General features: G+C 37.7%; 13 protein-coding genes. 8 read left to right on the top strand and 5 right to left on the bottom strand.

Annotated features, from left to right (window positions below; genetic code table 11):
* Positions 1 to 328: 328 nt before the first annotated feature.
* Positions 329 to 1,345: a nucleoid-associated protein YejK gene (gene yejK / locus GQR47_RS14750; protein ID WP_002961473.1), complete on the bottom strand. Its 1,017-nt coding sequence runs from the start codon at positions 1,343 to 1,345 to the stop codon at positions 329 to 331.
* 62 nt (positions 1,346 to 1,407) lie between these two features.
* Between yejK and GQR47_RS14745 the strand changes: the two genes are divergently transcribed.
* The 7 genes from GQR47_RS14745 (at position 1,408) to GQR47_RS14715 (ending at position 7,797) form a co-directional block, all read left to right on the top strand.
* The gene (locus GQR47_RS14745; protein WP_002961475.1) at positions 1,408 to 1,620 is read left to right on the top strand and encodes a DUF1414 domain-containing protein; all 213 of its coding nucleotides are present in this window, start codon (positions 1,408 to 1,410) and stop codon (positions 1,618 to 1,620) included.
* A 5-nt stretch (positions 1,621 to 1,625) separates the two neighbouring features.
* A complete protein-coding gene (locus GQR47_RS14740; protein WP_024596962.1) occupies positions 1,626 to 3,122 on the top strand; it encodes a DUF3413 domain-containing protein in 1,497 nt (498 codons plus the stop codon).
* An 86-nt stretch (positions 3,123 to 3,208) separates the two neighbouring features.
* A complete protein-coding gene (locus GQR47_RS14735) occupies positions 3,209 to 3,688 on the top strand; it encodes a DUF4124 domain-containing protein (RefSeq protein ID WP_024596961.1) in 480 nt (159 codons plus the stop codon).
* Between the two features lie 103 nt (positions 3,689 to 3,791).
* Complete coding sequence (gene aceK, locus GQR47_RS14730; RefSeq protein WP_024596960.1) at positions 3,792 to 5,510, top strand: bifunctional isocitrate dehydrogenase kinase/phosphatase; 1,719 nt, start codon at positions 3,792 to 3,794, stop codon at positions 5,508 to 5,510.
* A 17-nt stretch (positions 5,511 to 5,527) separates the two neighbouring features.
* Positions 5,528 to 6,466 carry a LysR family transcriptional regulator gene (locus tag GQR47_RS14725; RefSeq protein WP_002961484.1) on the top strand — a complete coding sequence of 313 codons (939 nt, stop codon included), beginning with the start codon at positions 5,528 to 5,530 and terminating at the stop codon, positions 6,464 to 6,466.
* Positions 6,467 to 6,643: 177 nt separating this feature from the next.
* Entirely contained in the window at positions 6,644 to 7,087 is a 444-nt protein-coding gene (locus tag GQR47_RS14720) for a PA2169 family four-helix-bundle protein (protein WP_002961486.1), read from the top strand.
* Positions 7,088 to 7,401: 314 nt separating this feature from the next.
* A complete protein-coding gene (locus GQR47_RS14715; protein WP_024596959.1) occupies positions 7,402 to 7,797 on the top strand; it encodes a biopolymer transporter ExbD in 396 nt (131 codons plus the stop codon).
* A 73-nt stretch (positions 7,798 to 7,870) separates the two neighbouring features.
* On the opposite strand, the gene GQR47_RS14710 is transcribed toward GQR47_RS14715, so the two are convergent.
* From GQR47_RS14710 to GQR47_RS14700, 3 genes are read right to left on the bottom strand one after another with little or no spacing between them, the layout of a single operon-like run.
* Positions 7,871 to 10,906 (bottom strand): TonB-dependent receptor, encoded by a 3,036-nt coding sequence (locus tag GQR47_RS14710; RefSeq protein WP_024596958.1) that lies wholly within the window; start codon positions 10,904 to 10,906, stop codon positions 7,871 to 7,873.
* A gap of 9 nt (positions 10,907 to 10,915) precedes the next feature.
* Positions 10,916 to 11,995: a FecR domain-containing protein gene (locus GQR47_RS14705; RefSeq protein WP_165723946.1), complete on the bottom strand. Its 1,080-nt coding sequence runs from the start codon at positions 11,993 to 11,995 to the stop codon at positions 10,916 to 10,918.
* On the bottom strand, positions 11,992 to 12,558 hold the full coding sequence (locus GQR47_RS14700; RefSeq protein WP_024597233.1) for an RNA polymerase sigma factor: 567 nt from the start codon (positions 12,556 to 12,558) through the stop codon (positions 11,992 to 11,994). The genes GQR47_RS14705 and GQR47_RS14700 overlap by 4 nt, the downstream gene beginning before the upstream one ends.
* A gap of 272 nt (positions 12,559 to 12,830) precedes the next feature.
* Here GQR47_RS14700 and GQR47_RS14695 point away from each other — a divergent pair, with 272 nt between their 5' ends.
* Positions 12,831 to 13,346: a DUF2937 family protein gene (locus GQR47_RS14695; protein WP_165723945.1), complete on the top strand. Its 516-nt coding sequence runs from the start codon at positions 12,831 to 12,833 to the stop codon at positions 13,344 to 13,346.
* Here the strand turns inward: GQR47_RS14695 and GQR47_RS14690 are convergent.
* Positions 13,326 to 14,213: a LysR family transcriptional regulator gene (locus GQR47_RS14690; protein WP_165723944.1), complete on the bottom strand. Its 888-nt coding sequence runs from the start codon at positions 14,211 to 14,213 to the stop codon at positions 13,326 to 13,328. The genes GQR47_RS14695 and GQR47_RS14690 overlap by 21 nt on opposite strands.
* Positions 14,214 to 14,216: the final 3 nt, after the last annotated feature.

The raw sequence follows: 14,216 nt of genomic DNA, 5'->3' as shown, positions 1-14,216 counted from the left end.
CTTGAACTTTAAATTCTTGTGTAAATCGACGTCTCATTTTATCTGCCTCTATTAAAAGTTAGAGGCGACAACTATCCTGACACAGGGGGGTTAGCAAAGAAATTAAATAAACAGAAGCGTTGCTTCTCGCATAAGCAAGCTTTACGCCTACAGCCGAAATTTAACACCGTGAATAAGATTAGCTTGTGTTTCTCATTTACTCCTCTTTCACTTCTCTTTGTGCAATAAATCTTTAAGGTTTTTTTTCCGATGCAACGAATTTATATACCGATACAAAAAAGCGCGATATAAATACCGCGCTCTTAAATCAGCTTTTTACTTGTGAAATTTACTCGCTTTCACTTTCCATAAAACGTTGTAACTGATCTTTTAAGTTTGGCGGAATACCTTTAATTACAAGCGTGTCCGTTGCCTCGTTGTAAGTTACGCGCTCACCTAAGTGTTTACGTTCAAAGCTTACACTCACACCACCACCAAGACCTGAGAACTTAACCATGCTGGTTACGGTTTTCTTATCAACAGGGAAAGTTTCTTCTAAGTCATAGCTTTGTTCTTTACAAAAACTATCAAACGGGCTGTCATCGCCTTTTGTAAGCGTTGCAGATAGCTCGCTTACGCTGGCATCTTCACCAGTTGTCACACAGTCATTACAGTAGTCAAAAACTTGTTTACGTAAATCGTCTTTTTCTGATTTATCAAATTGTTGCTCAGATAAATAATCCTCTACTGCGCTAAGCATTACTTGGCTTTGCTGTTTTGAATCAATACCCTCTTCACAACCTAAAAAGTCTAAGAAAAAGTCGGCAACTTTGCGTCCAGCTCGCCCTTTGATAAATGAAATATAACGGTTGTCGTCAGCTTGTGTATCCCACGCTGTTAAATCGATACGAGCAGCAAGTTGCATGCGTGATATGTCTAAATGACGAGAAGCGGCTAAATCAAGCTCTGAGGTCATAGAATAATGCTCTTTGATGTTAATCATCGCAATTAGCATGTAATCAGTTGCAACGTACTGGTAATGACAAAATACTAAATAGCCTGTTTCACTAAATGCATATTTATCAAGTTCTTCTTTTAAAACCGTTGAGGCTTGCTCGGTCATATGCCAAAAGCCTAACTCATCGTTACGGTAACTTTGCATTGCAGATGCTACAACACTGTTTTTGTCACCACTGAAAGCACAATAACCTTTACCAGGTTTACCATTGTATGCATGATGTAATTGTTCGATAAAAACAGCTACTTTATCGTTAATTACCATCTCATCATTTCGAAGGTGAATTTGCGTATCGTCGTCTTTTTTGTCTACATAGTGAACGACTAATTTTTTAACGTCTGTTGTCATCTTTGTTTTTCACGCCTCTAGTGTTAAAATACGAGAATATAACTATTTTATTGAACCAACTAATGCCAATCTTATCAAAATACTCTAATGAAGAAGTAGAACAAATCGTCGATCAGCTTATTGATGTGCTAACTAAACACAATGCGCCGGTTGATTTAAGTCTTATGTGTTTAGGAAATTCTATCACGCATATCTTAAAAGAGCATGTACCAACAGGGAAAAGACAAGCTGTAACCGAGAACTTTGCAAAAGCGCTCGCGCAGTCGGTTAAATAAAATTTATGAATTTATCGCAGCACAATCAATTTTCATCAAAAGCGAGTCAGCTGCTAAGTTGGGGGCATTGGTTTACCTTTGCCAATATCGGCTTAGCCCTGCTTATTAGCTTAAGCTATTTATTTGCAGACTCGCCACCTACAAGCTTTTTAGGCATTACCTATATGCTAGTTACTTGGCTAAGCCACACTAGTTTTATAGCCTTTTTAGCGTTTGTGCTGACGGTATTTCCGCTTAGTTTAATATTCCCCTACCCACGACACATTCGTGGCATGGCCGCTGTTATAGCCACTGTAGGCGCATCATTGCTTACTCTTGATGCTTATGTGTATGTTAATTTAGGTTATCACCTAAGTATATCTGCCTTACCTGAGATCATTTCATTGTTGTGGCATCGTTTAACAAGCTCTCCTGCTTTAACAACCATTTTAGCCAGTGGTATTGTTGTTGTTATTTTAGGCTTTCAGCTACTTGTTAGTAATTACACATGGCACCACCTTGAGCGTTTAAAGCAATATAAATTTGCACGTTACGCAATTTCTTTTTTAATCGTGTGTTTTTCGCTTAGCCACAGTATTCATATTTGGGCTGACGCCAATTTAAACTTTGATGTAACAAAACAAGATAATGTTTTGCCACTTTCATACCCTACTACTGCTAAAAGCTTGTTAGCTAAAAATGATCTGCTAGATATAGAAAGCTACGAGCAAGCACACAACGTAAAAATTAATAACCAAAATATTAGTTATCAAATGCCAAGCCCGCTTGAAAAATGCGAGGACTACACACAAGCCAATGTAGATATATTTGTATTTGAAACTCAACAACAACTCGAAAAGTTTGTTGCCGAGAATAAAAACATGCACAAAACAGAGCAGTTTTTACAGCCAACAAATCATGACGATACGTTATTTAGCTTAGTGTATGGTTTACCCGCTTTTTATAAAGCAGCAATTTTAACCGAGCAGACACTCCCAGTTTGGCAAAGCCAGCGCCGTAGCATTGAAGTAACTGGCATTGAAGAACTAAGCTTTATTAATGATCAAGCACATAGCTCTAGTGCTATTCGAGTAATTAAAGCGAGTGATACCCCTACTGTTCGAGATGATGAAACACAGGTTTTTGCTTTTAGTCTTGCCAATAACAAGCAAGAAGTAGTAACCACCTCAACTTTATACAGCTCTGACAAACGTATTTCTAAGGTAGATGGGCTAATTCAACCTAGCGATTTAATTGCAACAAGCGTTGGGCAATATTTAAATTGCAAAGCTATTGCCAAGCAAACAATGCTAGGCGTTAATCTATACAAGAAAAAAGACGATATGGGCGTGAACTACTCTCAGGGTGTTGTTATAGCCTATAAAAAAGATAGGATTACCTTAATAGATTCAGATGGTAACTTTAAAAACATTTCCGCCGCTGAAGGTTTTTCTATTGAACAAGGTTTAGATATACCATTTTTAGTACAGAGTATTAAAAAGCTCAAAACCTTTACCCAATAACAGTTATCCTAACCTAGCTTGATATACCACCAAGCTAGGTTATAGTTTTATATTGTTGTTAGATATAAAAACCAAGGATGACATGTATGTTTAAAACTTCTCGTTATATTCTCCATTCTAGCTTTTTACTTATCAGTTTTTTTAGCTTTAGCGATACCACTTACTACAAATGTGTAACAGAAAAAGGCACTGTCTTTTCTCAACTCCCCTGTGACGACGAAGCAACGACTTATAAAGTTAACACAACGGGTAATCAGTATTCTGGTCCTAAGGTTGACTACACTAAACAACTAAACGAACTTGAGCGTGAAAGGCTTCTATCTGGCTTACAGGCAGAGCTTCGCAGTAATAACCATAAACTAACAATACTTGATCGTAATAAAGAGCGTGCTGAATACAAACAACAAGAGCGGTTAAATCATATCTTAGCCATTGATGATAAAAAGCGTATTACTAAAGACATTACTAAAAAACTAAAAATAATTAATAAAACATATAAGAAAAACGTATCGGCTGTGACTAAACAAATTAAAATTCTCGAAAAAAAGATAGCTCAATTCCAATAAGTTACTCTTAGTTAGTAAGTAACATTTATCTTGGTTTTAAACTTAAAATAACATACCCTTAACACAATAGAGTATAAACTCTAGGGACTTTTAAGGAGTGCAAATGCAACCTCGCCATATTGCTGAATTAATTTTAACGGGTTTTAAAAGGCACTATCAGTTATTTCAAAAAACAACAGCCAAAGCCCCTCTTGCCTTTGCAAAAAAAGATTGGCAAGCAATTAATGATATCAGCCGTTTGCGTATCAGCTATTATGATGATCGTGTTAACGAAACCACGCAAGCGCTAAAAAAAGAAACCCCAACCGAACAACTCGATGAAAGCCTATGGCTTGAAGTTAAAAAGATATACCAGCATTTTTTATGTTTTCATCCCCAAGCAGAGCTCGCCGAAACTTTTTATAACTCTGTATTTTGCCGGCTGTACCATAGGCGCTATTTTCATAATGACTTTATATTTGTAGAAGCAACCTTAAAAGATGCTCCTTCAGTGCCTGTAGAAGCAGAATATAGAACATACTTTCCTGTAGTTGATGGCCTCAAACCAACAATAAAACGCATTATTAATCATTTTGATTTTAAAGCCCCATTTGTAAATTTAGAGCGTGATATCCGCCTCCTTGTTAAAGCTTTTTATAAACAAGCCCCCGATACACATCACCAACCTTGGCAAATGCGCTTTGATATTTTACACACACCTTTTTATCGTAATAAAGCAGCCTATATTGTTGGTCGTGTTGTTTCAAAAAGTGGGGTTCAGCCCTTTATAATCGCTGTATTACACGATGAAGATAACGGATTATATTTAGATGCACTTTTAACTAAGTCATCTCAAATGCGTGTTATTTTTGGCTTTGCCCGCGCCTACTTTATGGTAGAGACTCACGCACCTTCAGCACTTGTTCGGTTTTTAAATCAACTTATGCCAAACAAAACACTTGCTGAGCTCTATAACGCAGTGGGTTTTCATAAGCAGGGTAAAACTGAGTTTTACCGAGAGTTTTTAAATCATTTATCTCACTCTAGTGATGAGTTTACAATTGCACCGGGGACTCCCGGTATGGTGATGATGGTATTTACCCTCCCCTCATTTGGCTATGTTTTTAAAGTAATAAAAGACAAATTTGGTGAGAGTAAACCCTTTGGCCGTGATACCGTATTAAAGCGTTATCAACTGGTAAAAAATCATGATCGCGTTGGCAGAATGGCCGATACCATCGAGTATTCTAACGTCGTATTTCCTTTAGCGCGTTTTGATAGTAATTTACTTGCGCAATTACATAAAACAATTGGCTCATCAATGGTAATTGAGGGCGAGTGGTTGATCATCAAGCACTTGTATATTGAACGGCGAATGACACCTCTTAACTTGTTTTTAGAAAATGCTGATGAAGAAAGTGTCGCCGACGCGATTGAAGAATATGGGCAAGCCCTAAAAGAAATGATTGCTGTTAATATATTCCCTGGTGATATGCTCTTAAAAAACTTTGGTGTAAGCAAGCACAAACGTATTATTTTTTACGATTACGATGAAGTTCAATATCTAACCGATATGAACTTTAGAGCATTACCAAAAGCAAAGAGCTATGACGACTATTTAATGGATGAACAAAGTTACTCTGTTGCACCACAGGACGTATTTCCTGAGCAACTTTGTACATTTGTAATGCCAAACCCTATGTATAAAAAGTTTTTACTCAGTACTCATCCAGAGCTTATAGATGTTAGCTTTTGGAAGCAGGCACAACAAAATATAAAAAATGGTCAGGTAAGTCATATTTACCCATACCCGACAGCACAGCGCTTTATTCACCACTGGTAAGCGCTAAAGGACACACAATGAATATAAGTAAAATAGATTTAAATTTACTCGTTTACCTCGATACATTGCTTCGAGAATGCAACGTAACACGCGCTGCTAATCAATTGAGTATAACGCAACCTGCAATGAGTAATGGCCTTAAACGTCTTCGTAACTTATTTAACGACCCTATTTTAGTTCGTACCAGCGATGGTATGGTACCTACCGAGCGTGCTTTGGAGTTACAACCCGTTATTCGTGGCATTTTAATGACCCTTGAAGAAACTCTAGCACCTAATCGAGAATTTGAGGCAAGCCAAAGTAAGCGTGTGTTTAGAATAATGGCCAGTGATTACGCTGCAAGTACATTAGCACCAAAGCTTTTAAGTAAATTGCACGAAGAAGCCCCCGATACTACTTTAGATATACTCACACCAAGTGATGTCACCTTTCATGATGTAGAAAACGGTAAAGTAGATATGGCAATCAACCGTTTTGAAAACTTACCGCAGTCTTTTCATCATAAACGTATTTGGAAAGATAGTTTTTGCTGCTTAGTAAAAGCCGATAATCCTATAATTGAAAACTTTAGCCTCGACAGCTATTTAAAAGCGCGCCATATATGGGTGAGTAAAACAGGTTTTGGTGTAGGTGTAGGCATGGACCCTAAAGATGTTCAAAAACTTGGCTGGGTTGACGAAGCACTTGCTCACTTTGGTAAGCATCGTAATATTGCCACTTTTACGCGTAACTACCATGTAGCTATTCATTTAGCTAAAGAGAAAAATTTGATTGCGACCCTTCCTTCAAAAGCCGCAAATATATATTTGGATGATCCGGGGCTTAAAATTTTAGAGCCACCATTTCCAATTCCTCCTTTTGAGCTTGATATGATTTGGAGCCCACTGTTACATCGCGATGCGAGTCACATTTGGTTACGTCAAAAAGTAGCTGAAGTAGCTGAAGAGCTAAAATAACTTTATTACACAATATAATGTAAAAATTGCTAGGTTAACTTTTTGCCTGTTAACTTAGCATCTTACTAGATCAAAATTAAACCAATAAAATCAAATAACTACATAATAATTAAAACGTGGAACATACATTGCTTTTATTTAATTGAACTATACATTCATTTAATTAAAGAGGTCATTATGAACACCCATCAAGGATCAGAAGTAAATCATATTACTGACATCATTCAAGTTATGAACAGCGGCATCGATTTTTATCAAAAAGCACAGGAAAAAGTTGAAGACCCTGCTATTGGTGCACTTTTTCAGCGTATGATAGATGCCCGAAAAGTGAGTGTTGAGCGCTTGCAGCCATATGCAATTAATGAAAAAGGCGAACGCGAAGATGGCTCATCTTTCGCAGTTGAAGCACGACGTGCGTACACAGCCCTATTGACTACTTTCACCTCACACAACGACAGCACGTATGTAAAAGAGCTTGAAGAGGTAGAAGATAAAACCCTTGAAGAAATTAAAGCAGCAATGGATAAACCGCAACCAGCTGACTGCGAAGCTGCACTGGCTAAAACATTATTAACAATGCAAAGCTGCCATGCAGAAATGAGCCGTATGCAAAAGCATTAAGCTGACATAGCGCATAACTAGAACCCAGCCTCGAGCTGGGTTTTTTATTGCCTCTAATACCAATCTACATAGTTTTTTAAGCAATTTAACAAATTGCATTACATTATAACGATGCTAAATAGACCCCATATATAAGCAGAACGGTATAAACACCGCCTTATTTCACCACATTTTAAATACATAATTAGTACAAATATTTAATATTATTAGAATATTTATTTAACCACGCTTTATTTTTGCTGTGCTAATTTTGTTAATAGGTACCTAAAACCTTGCTGTGGCGCCGCAGCATTTAATTAAAAATAAGGTCCAATATGAAAAGTAAACTAACCAAACTACAAAATAATGCTGATGTAGATATGACCCCGATGTTAGACATAGTGTTCATATTACTAATTTTCTTTATTGTAACTACATCTTTTGTAAAACCTGTGGCTATTGAATTAAACCGACCACTCGACAGCCCTCAAATAGATAAGCCTGTTAAAAATGCTTTATTTAGAATTGATGAAAGTAACGGAGTATATTTTTCTGGGAGGTTAATTGATTTAGAGCAAGTTGCGACTAACTTAGCTATGTTCGCGGCTAAATATGAAATAAGTTCGGTACTTATAACCGCAGACGAAAACAGTACACATAATACTTTAATGAATGTAATGAATAATATTAAGCAATACGATGATTATCCAATAAGTTTGATTTCTAAATAAAATCAGCCCAAGCTAAAACCAAAAAAAGGGCCTTACGGCCCTTAGAGTTAAATAACAAAAGGGAGGTTATTAATTAAAAACGGTATTCTGCACCTACGTAGTAGTAAGCACCGTTAAATCCAAACGGAGCCGAACGACGTGAGTAGTCAAACACACCTGAGCTACTTATTACTGTGTTGCCACTAGCATCCACAATAGTACCTGAGCGAGAGTTACCTATTTCATTTTTATCTGGGTAAACATCGAACAAGTTATTTGCACCAATATTTACTGATAAATCTTCAGTAACGAAGTAGTTAACTTTAACGTCAGTTAAAATTTCTGCGCCATACGTTTGACGACCGCCATCTTCTACTGTGTATTCACCAAAACGATTAAGTGACAGGTTAACAGTCCAATCATCACGTTGATAAAGCGCACTTAAGTTAATACGGTCCTCTGGTTGCCACTCTTCTATAATAGAGATGTCTTCAGCTGAGAATATATCATCTACTTTTACTGTCTCAAGGCTTGAGCCAGCAGGAGAGAACAACGATACAACATCTGTTTTGGTAAAGTTAGCTGCAAGTGTAAAATCAAGCGTGCCGCCTAAACCTTCAGTGTTCCACGTTGCTACAAAATCAACACCACGAGTTTCTGTATCAGCACCATTTAAGAAAAACTGCCCTACGCCAGCACCTGCACTATTTAGTGCTGCATCAAGGCTTGTAGATAACCCTTTACCTAAGCGATCACTAATTACAATACGGTCGTCAATATCAATCGAGTAGTAATCAACGGTTACATTAATATTATCGGTAACGTTATACACAATACCTAAACTACGGTTTTGTGATTTTTCTTCTTTAAGTTTTGGAATACCTAAACTTTGCGCAAGTGTTGAATCATTTCTAAATGTACCAACTTCTTCTGCAACTAAATTCCCATTAGTATCAACAACAAATTGTGTGCTTACGTTATTAAAGTAAAGCTGCTGCATTGAAGGCGCTCTAAATCCTGAGCTTAATGCACCACGTAATGAAATATCGTCGGTAATAGACCAGTTACCAGCAAGTTTAAAGTTTACTGTATCGCCAAAACCTTTGTAGTTATCGTAGCGAAGTGCTCCAGATAAAATCACATCTTCAATTACATAAGATTCTGCATCTACGTAAAATGAAATTACATCACGTGACTCATCCACTGAAGACGCAGGTGATGAACCACCAAAACCTTGTGAACCACCCGATGCATCTTCAGAGCCAACACCGCCACTTAAACCGCTGTAAATACTTACACCATTTAATGTGTCGTAATCGCGGTACGCATATTCATTACCTTCTAAAATACGGTATTCGTCAGTACGTATTTCAGCACCCATCGCTAACGAATAATCATCAAAGTTTTGTGTAAAATCAATATTGATTGTTTGCAATGATAATTCCATGCCGTAAGCGTACGCTTCACGTGGAATAGTTGTACGAATATCAGCTGCACTTAAACCTTGGTCATAACGTAAAAAGTTAGCGTATGAGGCATTGATAGTGTCACTTGTAGTGTAATCAATACTGTTCTCGCCATAGGTGTAAGATAAATCAAGGCTTGCATCGTTATCAAATTCAGTTTTATAACCAAAGTTGTACGAGATATCATCGATAGTTGTGTTGATTTTTGGTAAGAAACCTAGCGGAATCGTCGCATCGTTATCTTGTAGTACTGGGTTACCACCTGCATTTGCATTATGACGGAAAAATGCAGCCGACTCATTTTCACGTGTTGAGTAAGTAATAAAGCCGTAAAGCTCGCCATCACCTAACTCGTAACCGGTATTAATTGTTAAACCAAACTGCTGAGAGTCAGCATCACCAATTCTAAAGGTATCACGATCGGCTGTCAGCTCACGCGGATCGCCAGCAAGTAAAGTGCCGTCACTTAGTTCTGTACAACCATAAAACTGACAAGAGCCATGTAAACCGGCACGGTTAGTCGGTGCACGGTCACGGTAATTGATAGTTGTATTTAAATAACCGTCATCACCTAGCGCAAAGCCTTTATTAAAATCAAGGTTAATGGTTTCGCCATCGCCTTCAGAATATTGACCGTAGTTAATAGCCGCTTTACCACCTTCGCTACCATCTTTGAGCACAATATTAATAACACCTGCAATTGCATCAGAACCATACTGAGCAGCAGCGCCATCACGTAATACTTCAATGCGTTTAATTGCAGAAGCTGGAATTGCATTCATGTCAGTACCTGCGGTACCACGCCCAACAGAGCCATTAATATGAATAATACTTGCTTGGTGACGACGTTTGCCGTTAATTAACACCAATGTTTGATCGGGGCCCAAACCGCGAAGTGTCGCAGGTCTTAAAGCATCTGTACCATCACTAATTGCAGAGCTTGAAAAGTTAAATGAAGGGGCGATAGACTGTAGCATACGACCAACTTCTGTTTGGCCCGTATTTTCAAGCGCTTCTGCACTTAGGATATCTACTGGAACGGGTAAATCTTCAACTGAACGCCCTGCTACTCGGCTACCGACAATAGCAATTTTTTCAATTTTTTCTTGAGCGACTTCTTCTGCTGCGTATACACCTTGCGAATTTACTGCAAGTAAAGCTGGTAATACTGCTGCACTGACCGCTGAAAGCTTCATCATGTTGTTATCATTCCTGTTGATTTGTTTGAGTTTTATACTCAGTAAACCATTTTGATCAACAACCGCATCGAGCTCAGTCCCACCTAATAATGCCTCTAGAGCATCTAGCTGAGTGTAAAATCCATAAACTGAATTTGCATCATACTGCTTTGCCAACTCATAAGAAAACACCACAGTTTGCTCTGTTTGTTTAGCATATTCAATTAAGGCTTTGTCTGCTCGCTGCGCTTTTATATCAAATTGCACCATTTGCCCAGTGGTTTGTGTTGCTGCTTGTACACTTAAACTAAAAATAGCCGGTGCAAGCACACTAAATCCACTCAATAAATGCGTTTGGTTACTGCGCAACTTATATAAACAGCTGACAAACAAAAATCCTCTATGGTTTTGTTTCTTTTTTTTAATGTTTTTTTTACGTTCAATCTTTATTGATGTAACTTTACCTAACATTAGTTTGATTTGCATAACGTCTACTTATGATTCTGTATGGTGTTTTAGCGTTACTACATGCTCACCTAAACGCTCATGATCAATCGAAAAGTTAGTTTGTAAACTTTCTAGTAAACCTTCAACGTCACCGGCTTTAAATACTCCAGCCACTTTAATACTGGCAAGCTCAGCTGATGAAAGCTCAAAACGTGTGGCTGTATAGCGGCTTACTTCATTTAAAGCATCGCTTAGCTCTTCTCCATTAAAAATAAGCATCCCGTTTTGCCATGCCAAATCGCGTTGTACGTCGTTCATTGAAAGCTGCGTAATTGGTTTTGTAACACTTTGCTCAATAACTGCTTTTTCGCCTGAGGTAACAATATTGGCATTAATTTGACGAATTTTTTTCGTGCTATTATCTGCAAGTTGATAATCTTTAAAGTCATTTGCATCAACCGCTACACTTGGATCAGTGATCATCACTTTGCCTTCAGTAACCACCAGTTCTAAATCTGATGAAGTATTGCGTTGTACATTAAATACCGTGCCTAACGCGGTAAAACTTTTATCACCAGCCATAACACTAAACGGACGCGTGGCATCTTTTGCTACATTAAAGCGCCCTTCTCCACGACTAAGTAATAACTGCCTGCGGCCTTTACTATAAGCAACTTCTAGTAAGCTATTAGTATTAAGCTGCACTATGGTGCCGTCTGGCAATACATACGTTGCTTGCTCGCCTACTTTTGTTTTGTAAATTTTAGTGTAATTAACTTTTGCAAGCTCTTGGTTGTAGCCATTTTCTAAGTTAATTAATAAGTAGCTGCATACCATTAACGCTGCAAACAAACTCGCTGCAATTGAATAAGAAAACATCCACTTGTTTTTTGATGTTTTAGTATTGTTGCGCTGAGGAAATAAATGACTTAATTCGTTTAATACTGAAAGCTCATCCCAAAGCTGAGCAAGCTCGTATATAGAGTCTTGATGTGCAGTGCTTTGCATCATCCATAATTTAAATTGCTCTTTTTCATCATAAGTTAAACCACGATCAATCGCGCTTATCCAATCACATGACTTTTCTAAGATTAAATCTTTTGAATTAAATTGATGAACATTACTCATTCTGCGACCCTCTTAACTGATATAGGATGTGCTTGAGCTTTAAGGTTCGTTTGAGGGCTTTGCTCATGTTCACGCATGTATAACATGGTTTGTAACAATCCTTTGGCAATGTGTTTTTCAACAGTGCTTTGGCTTAACTGCATTTGGTCTGCTATCTCTTTTTGGCTCATACCGTAAACTTTTTTTAATATAAAGCATTTACGAATCGATGAGCTTAGTTGCTCAGTAGCTCTACAAAAAAGTAAAAAACGCTCTTTAGATGTGTATTCGTCTTCGAGCTTCATTGATTTGAGTAATACGGGTAATTCGTTATCGTTTTCTAACGAATCATTAAATTTATTGTCCCACTTAGCTATATGGTTGAGTGCTAGATGTTTTGCTGTTTTTAGCATATAACTACGGGTAAACTGGATGTCTTGTTTTAAATCAGCTTCATAGCTTTTTACAAAAGTTTCTTGCACAATATCTTCTACATCGTCGGGTTGAACAATGCGCGATACAAAACGTTTGAGCTGTTTAGAAATATCAACAAATGTTGACGTGAACTTTACTTTTTTCGTCATCCTTAACATCCACCTGTTGTTATTTTTATTATTAGGGCGTGTTGGCCTTTCGTGGTTGAATTTGCAGCAGTACGTTTGGTATTTAGGCAAGGCAGAGCCTATGTAGTGTGGTTACTCCCCATAAATAGGTGATAACGCAGCATAAATACCATACATGCACTGCCCTTTGGGTTCAATCCACAAGGTTAACACGCCCCAATAGATTACGAGTTTTTGACATAAAAACAAGCTCAAATGTTAATTCTGGGTTATTTAAATGCATAGGAAGATAAATGAGTAAACTTTTAGATTATATACGACTTAGTTTCTTTGCATTCGGTTTACTACTTGGAGTGCAAATACCTGCATTTGTAAGTGACTTTGGCCAAGCATTATCAGCCCAGTTAATTGAAGCTAATAATGCCGTTGCGCCTTTTAAAAGCGATGCAGCTAAGTATTTCAATAATGATTTAACTAAGCTAATAAAACACTATCAAAATATTGATGATGAAATTGTGAACAAAGGGGCAAGTAATATCAGTACTCTTTACGAGCGACAGCAAGATTTACAGATAGCCGTAAATAGGTTTGAGAAATCTCCGTATATATTTACTATGATCAGTGGCATGAGCGATATAAAGCAACAAGTATGGCAACGCTTTGAAGGTCAAATCATTTTGAAAAAAGACTCTATTATAGCCGCCATTGTTGCAGCCATAATTGTTGCCTTGCTTGCAGAGCTTACTGGTTATTTGTTTTTAATTGGAGTAAAACGCTCATTTAAACGCTTATTCGCAGCTCAAAAATAGTGATTTCATAAAATCATAAAATACATCGGTTTTGCGGGTTGTTAAACTATTTTGCGGACGTAAAAACCAAACCGGTGCATCATCTTGTGCCATTACCCCTGGCATAACTTCAACCAAAATACCGTTTTTAAGATCTTCATTAATCGCTATTTTTGATTTAATAGCAATACCATGACCTGCAATAGCAGCTTGTGTCATATTATCGGAGTTTGAAATAGTAAAACGGGTTTTAGCATTAAAGGTATGTATTTTTTTGTGTTCGTCATAAAGCTTTAACTGGCGTTGCCACGGCAGGCAAACCCAATAATGCTCACTCAATTGCGTTAAATTTTCAGGCATGCCGTACTTTTCTATATAGCTAGGGGCTGCACAAAGTATGCGACTATTGTTTACGATTTTACGAGAAAGTAATCCTGAGTCATTTAACTTTCCCACCCTAATTGCAACATCTTGCGCGTCATCAACTACATTTACAAAATGATCCGTTATTAAAAAATCAAGCTTTAGTTCAGGGTAAGCTTGCTCAAACTCATTGAGTTTAGGCATTACGTATTTTGAAAAAACCCAAGGCGGCATGGTCACGCGTAGTAAACCACTCACCGATGAGCTACGCGCGCCAATACTATGTTCAGCATCGTGTAGAGCTTCTATTATAGCCCCCACACGCGTATAAAATATTTCACCTGCGGGAGATAACCGTACTCGCCTGCTATCTCTAAAAACAAGTACTGTAGCAAGCTCACGCTCTAGTTTACTTAAGCGATGGCTCACCGTTGCAGGCGATAAACGCTGCTCGCGGGCAGCAGCAAGCACGCCCTTATTTTCAACAACAGCTATAAATGTTTCTAGGTCGCTTAAATTATACATAAA

It is taken from the genome of Pseudoalteromonas sp. Z1A2 (assembly GCF_011378755.1).
Taxonomy (GTDB): Bacteria; Pseudomonadota; Gammaproteobacteria; order Enterobacterales; family Alteromonadaceae; genus Pseudoalteromonas; species Pseudoalteromonas distincta.
This window is presented reverse-complemented; position numbering and strand designations above follow the sequence as displayed.

Excerpts from the sequence above, each read along its gene's own strand:
- GQR47_RS14695 (WP_165723945.1), top strand. The coding sequence starts at position 12,831 with ATGAGTAAACTTTTAGATTATATACGACTTAGTTTCTTTGCATTCGGT.
- GQR47_RS14740 (WP_024596962.1), top strand. The coding sequence starts at position 1,626 with ATGAATTTATCGCAGCACAATCAATTTTCATCAAAAGCGAGTCAGCTG.
- GQR47_RS14700 (WP_024597233.1), bottom strand. The coding sequence starts at position 12,558 with ATGACGAAAAAAGTAAAGTTCACGTCAACATTTGTTGATATTTCTAAA.
- yejK (WP_002961473.1), bottom strand. The coding sequence starts at position 1,345 with ATGACAACAGACGTTAAAAAATTAGTCGTTCACTATGTAGACAAAAAA.
- GQR47_RS14710 (WP_024596958.1), bottom strand. The coding sequence starts at position 10,906 with ATGCAAATCAAACTAATGTTAGGTAAAGTTACATCAATAAAGATTGAA.
- GQR47_RS14720 (WP_002961486.1), top strand. The coding sequence starts at position 6,644 with ATGAACACCCATCAAGGATCAGAAGTAAATCATATTACTGACATCATT.
- GQR47_RS14725 (WP_002961484.1), top strand. The coding sequence starts at position 5,528 with ATGAATATAAGTAAAATAGATTTAAATTTACTCGTTTACCTCGATACA.
- GQR47_RS14690 (WP_165723944.1), bottom strand. The coding sequence starts at position 14,213 with ATGTATAATTTAAGCGACCTAGAAACATTTATAGCTGTTGTTGAAAAT.
- aceK (WP_024596960.1), top strand. The coding sequence starts at position 3,792 with ATGCAACCTCGCCATATTGCTGAATTAATTTTAACGGGTTTTAAAAGG.
- GQR47_RS14745 (WP_002961475.1), top strand. The coding sequence starts at position 1,408 with ATGCCAATCTTATCAAAATACTCTAATGAAGAAGTAGAACAAATCGTC.
- GQR47_RS14735 (WP_024596961.1), top strand. The coding sequence starts at position 3,209 with ATGTTTAAAACTTCTCGTTATATTCTCCATTCTAGCTTTTTACTTATC.
- GQR47_RS14715 (WP_024596959.1), top strand. The coding sequence starts at position 7,402 with ATGAAAAGTAAACTAACCAAACTACAAAATAATGCTGATGTAGATATG.
- GQR47_RS14705 (WP_165723946.1), bottom strand. The coding sequence starts at position 11,995 with ATGAGTAATGTTCATCAATTTAATTCAAAAGATTTAATCTTAGAAAAG.